Annotated in this window: 10 protein-coding genes; 3 read left to right on the top strand and 7 right to left on the bottom strand. The window is 71.2% G+C overall.

The genetic code is table 11. The annotated features are described in order from the left end of the window. Positions 1–151: 151 nt before the first annotated feature. A complete protein-coding gene (locus AC0VYL_RS20635) occupies positions 152–430 on the top strand; it encodes an ArsR/SmtB family transcription factor (protein ID WP_475483552.1) in 279 nt (92 codons plus the stop codon). A gap of 1,955 nt (positions 431–2,385) precedes the next feature. Here the strand turns inward: AC0VYL_RS20635 and AC0VYL_RS20630 are convergent. Further along, complete coding sequence (locus tag AC0VYL_RS20630) at positions 2,386–3,840, bottom strand: MATE family efflux transporter (protein ID WP_475481194.1); 1,455 nt, start codon at positions 3,838–3,840, stop codon at positions 2,386–2,388. 757 nt (positions 3,841–4,597) lie between these two features. On the opposite strand from AC0VYL_RS20630, the gene AC0VYL_RS20625 reads away from it, so the two are divergent. Then, the gene (locus AC0VYL_RS20625) at positions 4,598–6,853 is read left to right on the top strand and encodes a serine/threonine protein kinase (RefSeq protein WP_475481193.1); all 2,256 of its coding nucleotides are present in this window, start codon (positions 4,598–4,600) and stop codon (positions 6,851–6,853) included. A gap of 22 nt (positions 6,854–6,875) precedes the next feature. Here AC0VYL_RS20625 and AC0VYL_RS20620 read toward each other — a convergent pair whose 3' ends face one another. Further along, entirely contained in the window at positions 6,876–8,114 is a 1,239-nt protein-coding gene (locus tag AC0VYL_RS20620; RefSeq protein WP_475481192.1) for a DUF418 domain-containing protein, read from the bottom strand. Between the two features lie 550 nt (positions 8,115–8,664). Here AC0VYL_RS20620 and AC0VYL_RS20615 point away from each other — a divergent pair. After that, positions 8,665–9,636: a nitroreductase/quinone reductase family protein gene (locus AC0VYL_RS20615; protein ID WP_475481191.1), complete on the top strand. Its 972-nt coding sequence runs from the start codon at positions 8,665–8,667 to the stop codon at positions 9,634–9,636. Between the two features lie 93 nt (positions 9,637–9,729). Here AC0VYL_RS20615 and AC0VYL_RS20610 read toward each other — a convergent pair whose 3' ends face one another. The 5 genes from AC0VYL_RS20610 to AC0VYL_RS20590 all read right to left on the bottom strand — a co-directional run bounded on the left by AC0VYL_RS20610 (position 9,730) and on the right by AC0VYL_RS20590 (position 13,945). After that, positions 9,730–10,641, bottom strand: coding sequence for a type II secretion system F family protein (locus AC0VYL_RS20610; protein ID WP_475455211.1), 912 nt, complete (start codon positions 10,639–10,641; stop codon positions 9,730–9,732). Positions 10,642–10,689: 48 nt separating this feature from the next. Continuing rightward, a complete protein-coding gene (locus tag AC0VYL_RS20605; protein ID WP_475455209.1) occupies positions 10,690–11,622 on the bottom strand; it encodes a type II secretion system F family protein in 933 nt (310 codons plus the stop codon). 85 nt (positions 11,623–11,707) lie between these two features. Further along, positions 11,708–13,033 (bottom strand): CpaF family protein, encoded by a 1,326-nt coding sequence (locus AC0VYL_RS20600; RefSeq protein ID WP_475481190.1) that lies wholly within the window; start codon positions 13,031–13,033, stop codon positions 11,708–11,710. A 55-nt stretch (positions 13,034–13,088) separates the two neighbouring features. Then, positions 13,089–13,454 (bottom strand): TadE/TadG family type IV pilus assembly protein, encoded by a 366-nt coding sequence (locus AC0VYL_RS20595; RefSeq protein WP_475483551.1) that lies wholly within the window; start codon positions 13,452–13,454, stop codon positions 13,089–13,091. 113 nt (positions 13,455–13,567) lie between these two features. Then, entirely contained in the window at positions 13,568–13,945 is a 378-nt protein-coding gene (locus tag AC0VYL_RS20590; protein ID WP_475463164.1) for a pilus assembly protein, read from the bottom strand. Positions 13,946–13,977 lie beyond the last annotated feature (32 nt).

Raw genomic sequence — 13,977 nt, 5'->3', positions numbered from 1 at the left:
CGCGGACCGGCTCGGCCACCGGGCGGGGTCGGGTGGGACGGTGGGGCCCTCGGGCGAGCGTGCGGAACGGCCGTATGACAGAGGAAGCGGAGGTGGGGTCTTGGTTCCCAAGGGGACGTCGAAGGGGCACGAGCATCCGGCCCTGTCCGAAGTGGATCTGGTCACGGTGCTGTCCGCGCTGGCCGAACCCACCCGGATGCGGATCGTGTGCATGCTCGCGGAGTTCGAGGGTGAGCGGGCCTGGAAGGACATCGAACTGCCGATCGCGCAGTCGACCCTGAGCCACCACCTGAAGATCCTGCGCAACGCCGGCGTGATCCAGAACCGGACCGAGGGCACGCGCTGCTTCGTCTCGCTGCGGGACCAGGAACTCGACGGGCGGTTCCCCGGGTTGCTGGAGACGGTGCTGAGCTGCCGGGACCCGCACTAGGCCGTGTTTTTTGGATGCTTTCGCCGGTGGCGGCGGAGCCGCCATCGATGCGAGCGGCCGTCCAGGCAATCTCTTGCAAGACGATGAGTGAAGGTCAGCCCGGGTTTGGCTGTCCGAGCTCCATCGGCGCAGCGAGAGGCAGCCTGGCGGACGCGAGCGCGGAATGATCCAAAAAACACGGCCTTGGGTGACCCGGCGGCGCGAACACGTCATATCTTCACTCACGCAGGCGCAACGAAGCCCGATCACGCTGAGTTCCCGCCCGCGACGGGTTTCTGGCGGGACTCTCCCGTGCGCGCAACGGCGACGGCCGTTCGGAACCGGGGCCGTATGCGTGATCCGGGTGAGGGCTCGACACCGGGCCGCGTTCGTGGGATGGGCGCCCCCCCGGGGCGGGTGCGACGGGCCGCGGCCCCGGTCGCGGTCGGCTCGGTGTGAACCGACGCGATCCGGGGCCGCGCCTGAGGTTGGCCTCCGCTCCCGTGTCTCCCCCAGACGCCGGGAATCGGAGAGTGCCCCCCTTTTTTTCCTCATGGTCGGGGCCCGCGAACCCTCTGTTCCCCTTTGCCTCCCGGTGGCCTTGCCGCCCGGCAGTCAGCAGAGGGGTGGGGCCCCTTGGTGGCGAATGGAACATTCACGTGCTCGGTGAACGTGAATTCCCCCGAATCCCATGCCACCCCGACGGGTGGGAGTGCTCTTGGCGGAAGTTCCCCCTAGATCGCAACTTCCACGAAGTCACTCCCCATTGAACCCGCGCCCCTCCCGTGTGACGAACGAGAGAAAGCGAGATCCCGCAGGTGCACTCTATCGCTTCGCGAAACCATTCTGTCCAGGTCCGGGAGCCTCGTTCTGTGGTGAACGTGAACCAACCGGCGGGCCCCGGGAACGAACGGGCGCACGGAACGTCGAGTGCATGGCGCGGGCGCCTGGACACGCGCTGGCTTCGGGCTCGAAGCCTGCGCCGACCGGGCGACCGACGGTCCGAGTATGCCTGAGGAGGAGGGCGCTTCGCAGCCGTTCTACGGCAATTCCTCGAACTGATTCTCGGATGTGGTCGAGTGGCGCACTCGGGGTGGCCAATGGCGGCGTCCGGATTGGTCCGGACCGGAGCCTCGCACCGTCTTTTGTAGGTGGTTTGGTGTCTAAAGTCATCGCTTGGCGGAAACCGGACACCCTCGGGGCAATGGTTTCGGGGGTGGCTGATCCTGAGGGTGTCCGTGCGGGCCCTGTCGGTGTCGTGGCGCCACGGCGGGCCCCTGGGAGTGCCTCGGGGTCGGTGCGGCCGCAGCGGAGGCCCTGGCGGCCCTTGGGGACTCCGGGGCATTCTTCGACCCGAAGTGAGACATCGACTGTTGTCCCATTCGATGGGGCGACTGTCCGGTTTCCCCTCGTGGTGGGCCTGGGGGCGGTCGAGGGGCGGCTGGTCTCTCGGAGGGATCCGGTCATCACATGACATCAGGGCGAGGGTTCGTCACCGGTGAGTGGCGGCGGACTCGATCGGCGGGGTGGCGCCTCCCCTGGGGGGCGAGGACGAATCGGTACGAATGCCAACATCGTGCCTCCGGGGAGAGAAGGTGCCGGGTAAGGGACTTCCGGGGGTTCGGCGGGGTCCCTGGTTGGATGGCGCGGAGGGCGCGCTCAGGTCGGGTTTCCGCAAGGTGTCCCCGTGCTTTCTCCCGGGGGTTTTCCGAGTGAATGCGAATGGACGGTTTTCCAGAATGGGGCGTCGTTCCGCATGGGAAATGCGTGGTCTCGCCGGTCCGACCTGGAGCCGCCGTCGAGGTCGTGGGTGGTGGAAGTGCCGCAGGGGGCGGGTCAGGTGAAGAGGGGAGCTTCCCTCGGGGGCGAAATCATGAGTTCTATGCGAGTCCCGCATGAAGTGGACCCTTCCGGAACCGTCGGCCCCGAATACTCCGGGCGGAGCCCGGCGCTCCGCGGAACGGGCGGGGTGTCGGTCAGGCTCGGATTCGGGTCATCCGGAGGAAGCCACCGCACTGCCCGACGACGAGTCCGAGGTTGGCCAGGGCGTAGACCCACCACAGCGAGGCCAGTCCACCCGCCGAGGCCACGGGGAAGGCGGCCAGGGCCAGCAGCCCGAAACACACCGCGAACGTGTACAGGGTCGGGGTGGTGCGCCTGAGGGCGAGCAGCCCCATTCCGGGCAGGGCCTGCACGCCGTCCGCGAGGACGACCACGAAGACCACCGGTACCAGCACGGTGACCAGTGCGGAGACCGCCGGGTCGGGGGTGAGGACCCCGATGATCGGGCCCGCCGCGACCCAGAGCAGCAGCATGCTCAGCGTGATCACGGGCAGGGCCAGCGCCAGTCCCGCGACCAGTGCCCTGCGGACCTCTCCGAACCCGTTCCCCGAGGCGTCCTCCCCTGGGTCCTCGGCCGTCCGTGCGGCACGGGCCATGAAGGGGACCGCCGCCTGTCCGGCCGCGGTAGCGGGGAGGAAGGCGAAGGTCACCAGGGTCACCATCACCTGGTGGGCGGCGGCCTCGGTGGCACCGACCCGCGCCACCGCCATCGCGAGCAGGCCCAGCACGCCGAACTTGATCAGCATCGTCGACCCCATGGGGAGCCCGACCCGGGCGATGTGCCAGACCCCGGCCCAGTCCGGTGCCCTCGATCCGGGCGGCCGGGAGGTCGGCGCGGTGCCGCGCCGCAGCAGGACGTGGGCCACCGCGGTGGTCGTCAGGGCGGTCAGGAGCATCGCGAGACCGGCGCCGGTGATGTCCAGACCCAGCACCAGGACCAGCGTGGGGATCAGCACCACTGACGACGCCGTTCCGACCAGGCCCACGGCCATCGCCCGCTTCGACCGGCCCAGGCCGATCAGCAGGACGGTGGCGCACGACTGGAAGGCGTTGACGAGGAGGGCGAGCGCCATCAGGTAGGGGAAGGGGCCGAAGGCCGCCACCGTCGCGGCGGGCACCCCGATCAACCGGGCGACCATCGGCACCGCGGCGACCACGGCGCCGCCGACCAGGCCCACGCACAGGGCCAGCCAGAGGGAGTCGCGCAGGACGGGGGCGAGGGCGGCGGGGTCCTCGGAGTTCCGCGCGACGAACGGCATCGAACCGCGCAACGCACCCTGGACCACCATCGAGGCGGGGTTGTACAGGGCGATGGTCAGGGAGTAGGCGGCCAGGACCGCGGTGCCGGTGTGCCCCAGTACCCCCGCCGTGACGACGGTCCCGAACACCGTGGCGACCATGGAGAGGTAGAGGGGGAGGGCCTTTCCCGCGATCGCGCCGAGCAGCCGGAGGAAGGGCGGACGGGGCTTCCGTGGGGGCTCGTTCACGGTCGCGTCCTCCGGGGGAGCGGTTGAGGCCGGGAACGCGTCGCCGGAGGCGGGGGAGGGGTCGGTGCGGTGCCTCGCGGTGTTCCCGGTGTCGTCAGCCATGGTCTTCTCTGTGGGGGGGAAGTCGGGGCCGTCGAAAAGCTATCAGTGGAAGTTCAGGGCGATTTATGGTGATTTTGAACTGGTGTTTGGTCCGTGGTTGGATCGAGGTTTATCGGCCTTTCCTGAACGCGTGCCCCGTAAAGGTTGATATGCGACCAACGTCCGTGGCCAGCCGGGTGCGGACCGCTGTGCGTTCGGGGTCGCGGGTGTGGTGTGGGCCAGGAGCGCGGGCGGGGTTCGGGGGCTGGTGATTGGCCGGACACGGTCAGGGCGGCCCGTCCCCGAGAGTGCCTCTGGGTCGGTGCTCTGGTCGGAGGCGCGTCCGCGCGCCGGGGGTGTCCGGTTCGGCGGGGTCCCACGCTCTCGGCCTGTCGTCAGGATGAGGCCTCTCCCGGCGCCCGGTGGGGTGTGGTTGACGATGGTTTACACCGATTTCCTCTCCTTCCCATAACGTCCTCACCCACCGTGTCCACCGGCGGTGCCCTTCGCGGCGGTCCCCTCGGGCGTCGGGGCGGTGTCACGGGGACCGCCGCGATCCTTGGTGAACAGGGCTAACCGGCCCGCACGCCCGGGCGCGGGCGCACGATCGCGCCGGGGCGGACACGCGCCGCGAATGAGTCCCGTGTGCACGGAAAAAGGGGGGATCGCTGTGTCGGCTCCCTCACGAATTAGGTAGATTCGCAGAACAACGGGATCGAATGTGCTATCCCGGCACAGCCCACCACAACCGTCCCTGATGTGTGGAAAGCTGCCCCCAATGGACTTCTCCCTCCCCGCTCTGCCGCCGAACGTCACCCCCCTGACCGACGGTGACCCGCTCCAGGTGGGCCGCTACCGAATCATCGGACGACTGGGTGCCGACGGTGTGAGCACCCTGTTCGCCGCGGTCTCCCCCGAGCGAGAACCGACCGCCCTCCGGATCGCCGGTCCCGAGTGGGCCGCCGTGGGTGCCACCGGTGCTGAGACCTCGACCGTCGCCCGGAACGACGGCGTGTGCGCGGTGGGCGTTCGGGAACTCGGGACACACGAGGGTCGGCCGTGGTCCGCGATGGGGTACCTCCCCGGTCCCGATCTGCGTGAGCACGTGCGGATGCACGGTCCCGTCGGTGGAGACGCCCTGTTGGCGCTGGCTGCGGGGATGGCCGAGGCGCTCGCCACCACCCACGGCGCGGGTGCCGTGCACGGCGACGTGCGCCCGGAGAGCGTGGTGTCGTCGGCGCGCGGTCCCCGCGTGCTCGACTTCGGGATCGCCCGCCGGATCGACGACACGGCGTCGGTGCAGAGCGGGACGAGTCTGGGCTGGCTGGCCCCCGAGCGCTACGACGGTTCACCCGCCACACAGCGCTCCGACGTGCACGGGTGGGCCTGCCTCGTCGTGTTCGCCGCCACCGGTGAGCCGCCGTTCGGGGCCTCCCCGGCCGGGCACACACCTGGGCGGGTACCGGGGCAGATCCTGTGGGAGATGGCCCGCCGCACCCGCGAGGCGAGAGTCGACCTCAGGGCGCTCCCGGAGGACCTGCGGTCGCTGCTGCTGCGCGCCTTCTCCCCGGACCCGGAACTGCGCCCCTCCGCCGAGGACGCCTACCTGGAGTGCCTGCTCATGCTCGGCATCGACGAACAGTCGACCGCCGACACCTGGCCGGACCAGCTCCGCGCGCTCACCGCGCGACACTGGCCGATCCCGGACCTGGGCTGGCACGACCCGGAACGCTGGGCCCAGGCCGCACACGCCCTGAACCAGCGCCCGCCGGAGCCCGGTGACACGGGAGCGGCGCCCGGGGCGGTCGCGTCGGTCGAAGGCGGCGCCGAGCCGGGGGAGCCCCCAGCCGGCTCCGCCCCCCTCGGAGGCGACACGACCCCCGGGAACACGGGTGCCGGGTCGGGTCCCGACGACGAGGCGTGGGGCCCCGAGGCGGCGGCGGAGGCGTACGGGCACTCCCTCCCCGCACCTGCCGCTGACGGGCACGGTGCCGTGCCCGGAGCTCGCAGCTCCGGCACGGCGGGTCGGGGCGGAGCTGACTACCTGTTCGGACCCTCGCGAACCGGAAGCCACGACCTGTCGGGAGTGGAGAGCGCCGGGATCGACCTCGACGAGGACGACGGCACCGGCTCCCGGGGCAGGGTCGGCCTCTGGCTCGCCGTGGGAGCCGCCGGGATGGTCGCGGTGCTCGGGGGCGGGTACCTGCTCCTCGACGCGCTGGGCGAGTCGCCCGCCGACACCGTCGTCTCGGAGGACGTGGCCGAGGAACCGGCCGGGGCCGAGGACGAGGAGGAGGCCGGAGACGCTGCCGCCCCCTCCGCGCTGCCCTGTGACGACGACGAGCGGAGGGCAGCCCAGAGTGAACACGCCCCCTGGCGCCCCTTCAGCACCGACACCGTCTCCCCGGACGCGTACGCCCCGCTCCTCGTCCCGGGCCCCGAGGGAGAGCCGAACACCAGCCCCGACGTCTGGCCGTTCGTCTCCCCGCTGGACCACGACACGATGGACTTCGGGCTGGTCACGCCCAACCTGGAGGCCTTCCCGGTGATGAGCGTGTGCATGACCGCAGCGCGGGACACCGGCGAGGGGGTCGAGTTCACGGCGGAACTCACCTACCACCCCACCGTCGGCAGCCACCGTGTGTACGAGGAGGACTTCCTGGCGGTGACGCCCCTCGACCCCGAACTGAACGGGGGGATCGACAAGGAGGTTGTCAGGGGCGGGAGCGGCAGCGAGTTGGGACAACCCATGGCCACGCTCACGGAACTGAGCCCGCAGCACCCGTCCGCCGAGGTCACCGTGCTGGTGCCGGGAGCCCCGGAACGGGCGGGGGTCGCCTACCGTCCCTCCGAGTACGCGGGCGCTCTGGTCCACGACCTCAGCGGGCACTGCTACGACGTGGACGGAACGGAGGAGTGGCGGGACGGAAGCCGACTCGGTTCGGGCTACTTCGCCCTGCCGAGCACCGTCCCCGGAGAGAGCGACATGTCCCTGTGCCCGGTGGACGGGTCCCCGGAACAGGGCGGCGCCTGACCTCCCGGGTCCCGACCGCGCCTCAGCGCGGTTCCCGCGAGGAACCCGGCAGACGGGTGCGGGCGTAGGTGAGCCGACGCAACACCACCTCGGCCGGTCCGCGTAGGCCGCGGCGGCGCGAGGCCTCGGCGAGGGCCACGGTCAGCCCCCAGGTGAGGACGGCCACCAGAACGGTGACGGAGGCGCTCGCGGTCGCGCCCAGCCCCAGACCGTAGGGGGCGAACACCACGGTGAACACCACCGCCTGCGCCAGGTAGCAGCTCAGCGAACGCTCTCCCACGGCGGCGATCGCGGTGGCGACCGGCCCCGGAGAGCCGTCGCCACCCCCGCGTGCGGCCCGCTCGGTCAGCCACAGGGCGACCAGAGTGATCAGCGCGGCCCATCCGGGCCCGCCCACCCAGCCCGCGACGTCGTGCACCATCCACAGGGAGACCAGCACCGCGGGCTCGGGCTCCGGCAGGAACTCGGCGGTGACCAGGGCGTCCGGCAGCCCGGCGACGACGGCGACGCCCAGGCCCACGACGGCGGTGCGCACCAACAGGGGAAGGTGTTCCCGAGGGTGTTCCAGGATGCCCCGGCGACCGGCCCACATCCCCACCAACAACGGCGACGTCACCACCAGCAACAGGGTCACCGGTGTGTACAGGGTCCACTCCGCGAACCGTTCGGCGCTGGCGGCGAGGAAGCCCGGCTCCACGAGTGAGGGCGCCGTGGGCGCCGGTTCGGTGTCCCCGGGGGCGGTGTTGAACGCGTTGCCCAGGCTGAGCACGGTGTTCAGTGAGGCGGACGCGAGGGCGACGGCGCCCGCGGTCCACAGCAGCACCGCGTCACGCGCGCGCAGGAAGCCCACGAACAGCAGCAGACCGAGCCCGTACGCCCCGACGATGTCCACCGGCAGCAGCAGGACCCCGTGCGCGAGCCCGATCACCAGCATCCACAGTCCGCGACGGCGCAACACCACGCGGGCGTGCACCCACCCGCCGCCCGCGTCGAGGACCCGGCGCATGATCCACACGGTGCCGTAACCGAAGAGCAGGGAGAACATCGGGATCGCCCGCCCGGTCACCAGCGTGCTCTGGACGAGCAACAACACCTGGTCGGTGAGGGTACGAACGGTCTCGGAGTGGGTGAGGAAGAACTGGGCGTTGACCAGCGCGATGAACAACAGCATGAAGCCGCGCGCGAGGTCGGGGGCTAGGGAGCGCCCGGGCCCGAGCGCGGGCGGGACGCCGGTCGAGGGGGGACGGCGGGGCTTGCTCATGACGGTTCCTTCGTGGGGGGGCGGACACGGGGGACAGGGGCCGGTTCGGGGCCCGTCAACGAAACTACGGAGTCGCGGATCCCGTTCCAATGGGGCCTTCCCGATACTTCGGGTGGGTCCGTCCCCACCCGAACGAGCGCCTATGATGGTGGGGCGTCGCGTGTTCCCGGCCAAAGAGCAGTGGGTCGGCCGGAGTGCATGGAGGCGCCATGACCTTTTCGGGGAGCCAATCGTGAGCACACACTTCGCGTACCGAATCTGAGCGGCTGAGCCGTTCGCGGCGCCGGTGTGACGCGGCCGTCGAGACCGTGCCCCTCGGCCCCGGTGAGAGACCGGGCCCTGTGGAGTCCGACCCGCCACCCCTGGCCCCGCTTCGGCCGTACACCCGCCAGCCCGGTGCCACGGCACCACTTCTCGGCGGACTCCCCGAGCCCTTCCGGCCTGACGGCTGCCCGGTGCCCTGCCCCCCGACCCGCACCCCGGAACCGAGCGCGACACCCGCGCCCTCGGGGACGTCCGCCTCCACGACCAACAGTGAGAGGACCGTCCCTTGACGGAGACCGACAACAAGAAGACGACTGATGAGAACACCGGCGGCCCGGACCGGCCGCCGGCCGGACCCCACCAGCGCCCCGCGCCCTTGGTGAGCCCCTGGAACGAACCGGTGGTCGCGGAGTTCCGCGCCAACGGCGGCCGTGTGGGCGGCCGGTTCGAGGGCGGGGACCTGCTGCTGCTCACGACCACCGGAGCACGCTCGGGCCGCGAGTACACCAACCCGCTCGGCTTCGTACGGATCGACGACCGCGTCTACGTGGTGGGTTCGGCCGGGGGATCCCCGAAGGACCCCGACTGGTACCGCAACCTGCTCGCGCACCCCATGGTGACCGTGGAGCTGCCGGGAGAGGACACCCGCGAGTCCATCGCGGTCCCGCTGGCCGACGACGAGCGCGACCGGACCTTCCAGGAGATCGTCCGCCGCCACCCGGGGTACGGCGACTACCAGGACCAGGTGGAACGCCGGATCCCGGTGGTGGAGCTCCAGCCCTCTCCGGAGTTCGGCCCGGGTGAGGTGGGCAACCTCGCGGACAAGCTGTTCCAGATCCACGCGTGGTTGCGTGGCCAGCTCACCAACGTGCGCGCGGAGGCCGAGCGCTACCTGGCCGGGCGCGACGCCGCGTCGACCGCGCCTCCGGTCGGGCTCAACCTCCAGATCCGCCAGCACTGCCTGGCCTTCTGCGAGTCCCTGCACTTCCACCACACCAGCGAGGACACGATGTTCCCCGGCCTCGCCGAGGGGTTCCCGCACCTGAGGGAGCCGGTCGAGCGCCTGGTGGAGGAGCACCGTGTGGTCGACCGTGTCCGGGGTGAGCTGGAGGGACTGCTCGCTGACGTGCGCACCGCCGACCCGGTGCGGTTCATGGCGGAGCTCGACCGGCTGACCGAGGAGCTGGAGGCCCACCTGGACTTCGAGGAGGAGGCCCTCATCCCGACGCTGTCCGGGATTCCCTTCCCGCCCGCGTAACCCCCTCGGGGGAGAGTGGGGTGCCCCCGGGCCGTTCGTCGGCCCCCGGGGCGCCCCGGGCCAGCCGCGACCCGGTCACGGGGCTCCGGCGGCCTAGCCGCCGAGGAGGGTGCCCAGGTCGATCTCGGTCCCCAGGAACATCGAGCCGATGATGAGGATCAGCAGCCCCGGGAGCAGGGTCGCCGCGGTCACCATCGTCACCCTCGGGTTGAGGCGCTGGGCCTTGCGGCGCATGTACTGGGCGTCGGCCAGGCGCATGTCCTTGCTGATGTCCACCAGGGTGTCGCTCAACGGCGCGCCCAGCTCCTCGGCCTGCTGGATGGCGGTGACGAACTTGCTGAGCGACTCGTTGCGGTTGCGGCGGCGCAGTGACTCGAAGGCCTCCCGGCGGGAGGTGCCCAGCTCCATCTGGTGGAGCGCGATCGTGAACTCGTCCGCCAGGACCCCCGGCATCGACACCGCCACCCGGGCGACGGCGGCGCGGAACGACATGCCCGCGCTCACCGTCACCGCGAGCACGTCCAGGAAGTCCGGCAGCTGCGTCTGCACCTCGTCGGCGCGCTCCTGGGTCTGCACGTACAGGTTCAGGTCGGTCAGCCCCGCGAAGGCCAGCGCCAGGAGGGCGAGCAACGGACTGGAACCGGCCAGCAGCACCACGACCGCGAGGGTCCCGTAGATCGCGACCTCACCGACCTTGCGCCGCACGTACCGTTCCGTGGTCAGGCCGTCCGGTCGCCCCGCCGCCTCGATGCGGGAGGAGACGGACGCCTTCGCCTTCTCGCTCATCGACGCCATCAGCGCCTTGGAGAAGGGGCGTCCGATCCGCTCGGTGATCCGGTGCAGGAAGAAGGTGTCGTCGCTCTTGGTGGTCACCGGGGCGTTGACCGGGTCGTCCACCGCCACCCGGGTCTGCGACTGGGTCAGGTGCAGGCCGTAGACACCGAGCAACACGACCAGGGCCGAGGCGAGGGCGGCCGCCAGGGGGATCAGGAACGGGAGGTTCATGGGGGTGTCCTTCGAGGAGCGGGGCGGGGACCGTGACTGTACGGGGCGCTACATCTTGAACCTGGTGATGCGGGCGACCAGCACGAATCCGGTCGTGTACAGCGCCGCCACGACCAGCAGCACCGCGATCCCGGAGCCGGAGCCGGTCATCGTGCGCATGATCCCCGGCTCGACGCCGTTGATCAGGAACAGGGCGCCCACCGACATGAACCCGAGTGCCCACGCGGTGGAGGTCGTCTCACTGAGGATGGTGCTCACCTCACGTCGCGTCTCCTTGCGGCTCTCCAACGTGGAGGAGATGTTGCGCAGGGCCGTCACCAGGGACCCGCCGGACCTCGACGACACCAGCAGCGTGGACAACAGCACGCCCAGTTCGCGTGAGGGCATGCGCTGGCGGAGGTCCGCGATGGCCTCCTCGAAGCTCGCGCCGAGCTTCATGGACTCCGCCATCCGGCCGAGCTCCTCCCCGGCCGGGCCGTCCAGCTCGTCGGCGGCGATGGCCACCGCCGTCGGCAGCGCCAGCCCGGCGGAGGTCGCGTTGCCCAGCACCCGTGCCAGGTCGGGCAACTGGTTGGTGAACTCCTCCCGCCGCTTGGCCTCGGCCCGGCGCAGGTAGGAGAAGAACAGGAAGCCCACGCCCGCGGCGGCCAGCAGACCGAAGAACGGCGCGAGGACCTGCCACACCACCAGGACCGCCAGCAGCGCCCCGGACACCAGGGCCACGACGAACGTGGCCGGGCGCATGTCCGTGCCCGAACGCGCCATACGGCGTGCCAGCCGCGCACCCCACTGCGTGCGCCGCAACCAGGCGTCGAACCTGGCCATGGGAGTGGACGCGGCGTACTCCGCCTGGTCCAGGGCGCTGCGCGCGGCGATCAACCGCCGCTGCTCGGCGCTGGCCACGAACTCCCACAGCGCCCACAGCATCAGGAACAGAACCAGGGCGAGGCCGCCGAGGATCGCCGGAACCTGCCAGTTCACCCGGACTCCCTTCGGGCCGGTGCCGTCCAGCGGCCCGGTGTCGTACTTCGCGTGGGGTACGTCCTCGCGGACGCGGCGCGGGCCCTCAACGGCTGCCCTGGTCGCGGTCGTCGGTCACGACCCCGAACACGGAGGGGATGCTCTCCCCCACGTGGTAGATCCGACCGGCGACGTGGCGCGGCAGCGGGTGGTGCCGGAACCGCCCCTCGACGGTGCGGTCGGGGTTGGCCGGAAGCGCCGCGAACTCCATGAGCCGGTCCAGCCGGAACTCCTCGCGTCGGCGCGAGGACACCACGGCGATCTCGTTGATCCGCCGCGAGCCGTCCGGCCACCGGCCCAGGTGCACGACCGCGTCCACCGCGTTGTTGATCTGGTCGCGGATCGCGTCGTAGGGGATGTTCCCCTCGCCCAGGGTCGCCAGGGTCTGCAACCGGTGGATGGCGTCGTCGGCGGAGTTGGCGTGCACGGTCACCAAGGAGCCATCGTGGCCGGTGTTCATCGCCTGGAGCATGTCGATGGTCTCCGGGCCGCGGACCTCACCGACGATGATGCGGTCCGGGCGCATCCTCAGCGCGTTGCGGACGAGGTCGCGGATGGCGATCCCGCCCCGGCCCTCGATGTTGGCCGGCCGCGACTCCAGCCGCACCACGTGCTCCTGCATCAGCTGGAGTTCGGCGGAGTCCTCGATCGTGACGATCCGCTCCCGGCTGGGCACGAAGGCCGACAGCGCGTTCAGGAAGGTCGTCTTTCCGGTGCCGGTACCGCCGGACACGACGATGTTGAACCGGGCCCGCACCATCGCGGACAGCAGCACCCCGGTCGCCTGGTCCAGGCTGCCCATCCGCACCAGTTCCTCGATGGGGTAGGGCTTGGGGAAGCGCCGGATGGTCAGGACGGGGCCGGACAGGGACAGCGGCGGGATGATCACGTTAACCCGCTCGCCGCTGGGCAGCCGGGCATCCACCATCGGTGAGGACTCGTCCACGCGCCGGTTGACCAGCGAGACGATCCGGTCGATGGTCTGGTACAGCTGCTCCTCGCCGTTGAAGGCCGCGTCGATCCGCTCCATGCGGCCGCCGCGTTCCACGAACACGTTGTCGGGGCCGTTGACCATGATCTCGGTGATGCTCTCGTCGGCCAGCAGCGGCTCCAGCACGCCCAGCCCCAGCGCCTCGTCCACGACCCGGCGGATCAGCACCGAGCGTTCGCGGTCCGACAGCACCGGGCCCTCGCGGGACAGGATGTGTCCGACGACCCTCTCCAGGCGGACGCGGCGCTGGGCGAGCGTCAGCTGGGTCAGGTCCTCCAGGTTGATCTCCTCCAGGAGGCGCCGCCGCCAGTGCGTCACACTCCCGCGGTCCGCGCGCTCCTCGACGCCGCGGTCCTCCTCCAACCGGTCCTTCAGCCCCATGTCCCTCGTGTCCTCCCTTGCCGGTGCCGTCCTGGTCGCGCGGGTCCCGCCCGCCTCACACGTTCGGCATGTCCACCCGTCGGGTCAGTGTCAGGTTCAGGTCCACCGACGAGAACACGATCGGCAGTGGATGCGAGACCTCCACGAAGTAGCCGTCGCTGTCGTTGGCCCCGCTGGTGACCGTGGCGTCGTCCAACCAGCCGGGCAGGGCGGTGCGGGCGGCGTCCTCGGCCCCGGACAGTTCCTGGGTCCCGGCCGCCCGGGCACCCGCCCTGGCGGCCGACTCGATGCGTTCGACGGCGGTGAAGGCCAGGAAGACCTCCATCGCCACCACCACCGTGAGCAGCAGGACCGGCAGGGTCGCGGCGAACTCCAGGATGGGTCCGCCCCGGTCCGACCGCGGCTGCCCGCCGAACAGCAGCCTCCGGAGGACGGGGGCCCGTGTTCCGGGATCCGTCCCCGCGCCGTGAGTGGCCGGGCGGCCCGTCCCCGGGATCCGGGGCCCACGGGCGCGCTCGGTGGGGGGTGTGCCGCTCAGGGGGACTCCACCCCCTCGGGGTCGGTGGTCCCGCGCGGGCGAACCTCCGTGACCACCTTCGCCTCCCCGGTGATCGGCCACGGAGCCGTCACGCCCGGGAGGAAGACCGGCATGTCCAGGCTCACCCGAGCGAACCGGTCGCCGTCGCGCTCGACGATCTCCGTGGTCAGCACGTCCTCACCGTCCCAGGGCGCCCCCACCCGTTTGCGCGCCTCCTCGTCGATGCGCGCCATGTCGTCCGGCGTGACGGAGGCCTGCCTGGCCGCCTCGGCGGCACCGTGGGAGGCGTACATGGAGGTGACGCCGACCAACAGCACCTGCCACACCAGGGCCAGCGCCAGCATCATGAACGGAACCATGGCCGCGAACTCCACGAAGATCGCGCCGCGGTCGTCCCGGGTGGTCC

It is taken from the genome of Nocardiopsis sp. iso_238 (genome assembly GCF_056173325.1).
This window is presented reverse-complemented; position numbering and strand designations above follow the sequence as displayed.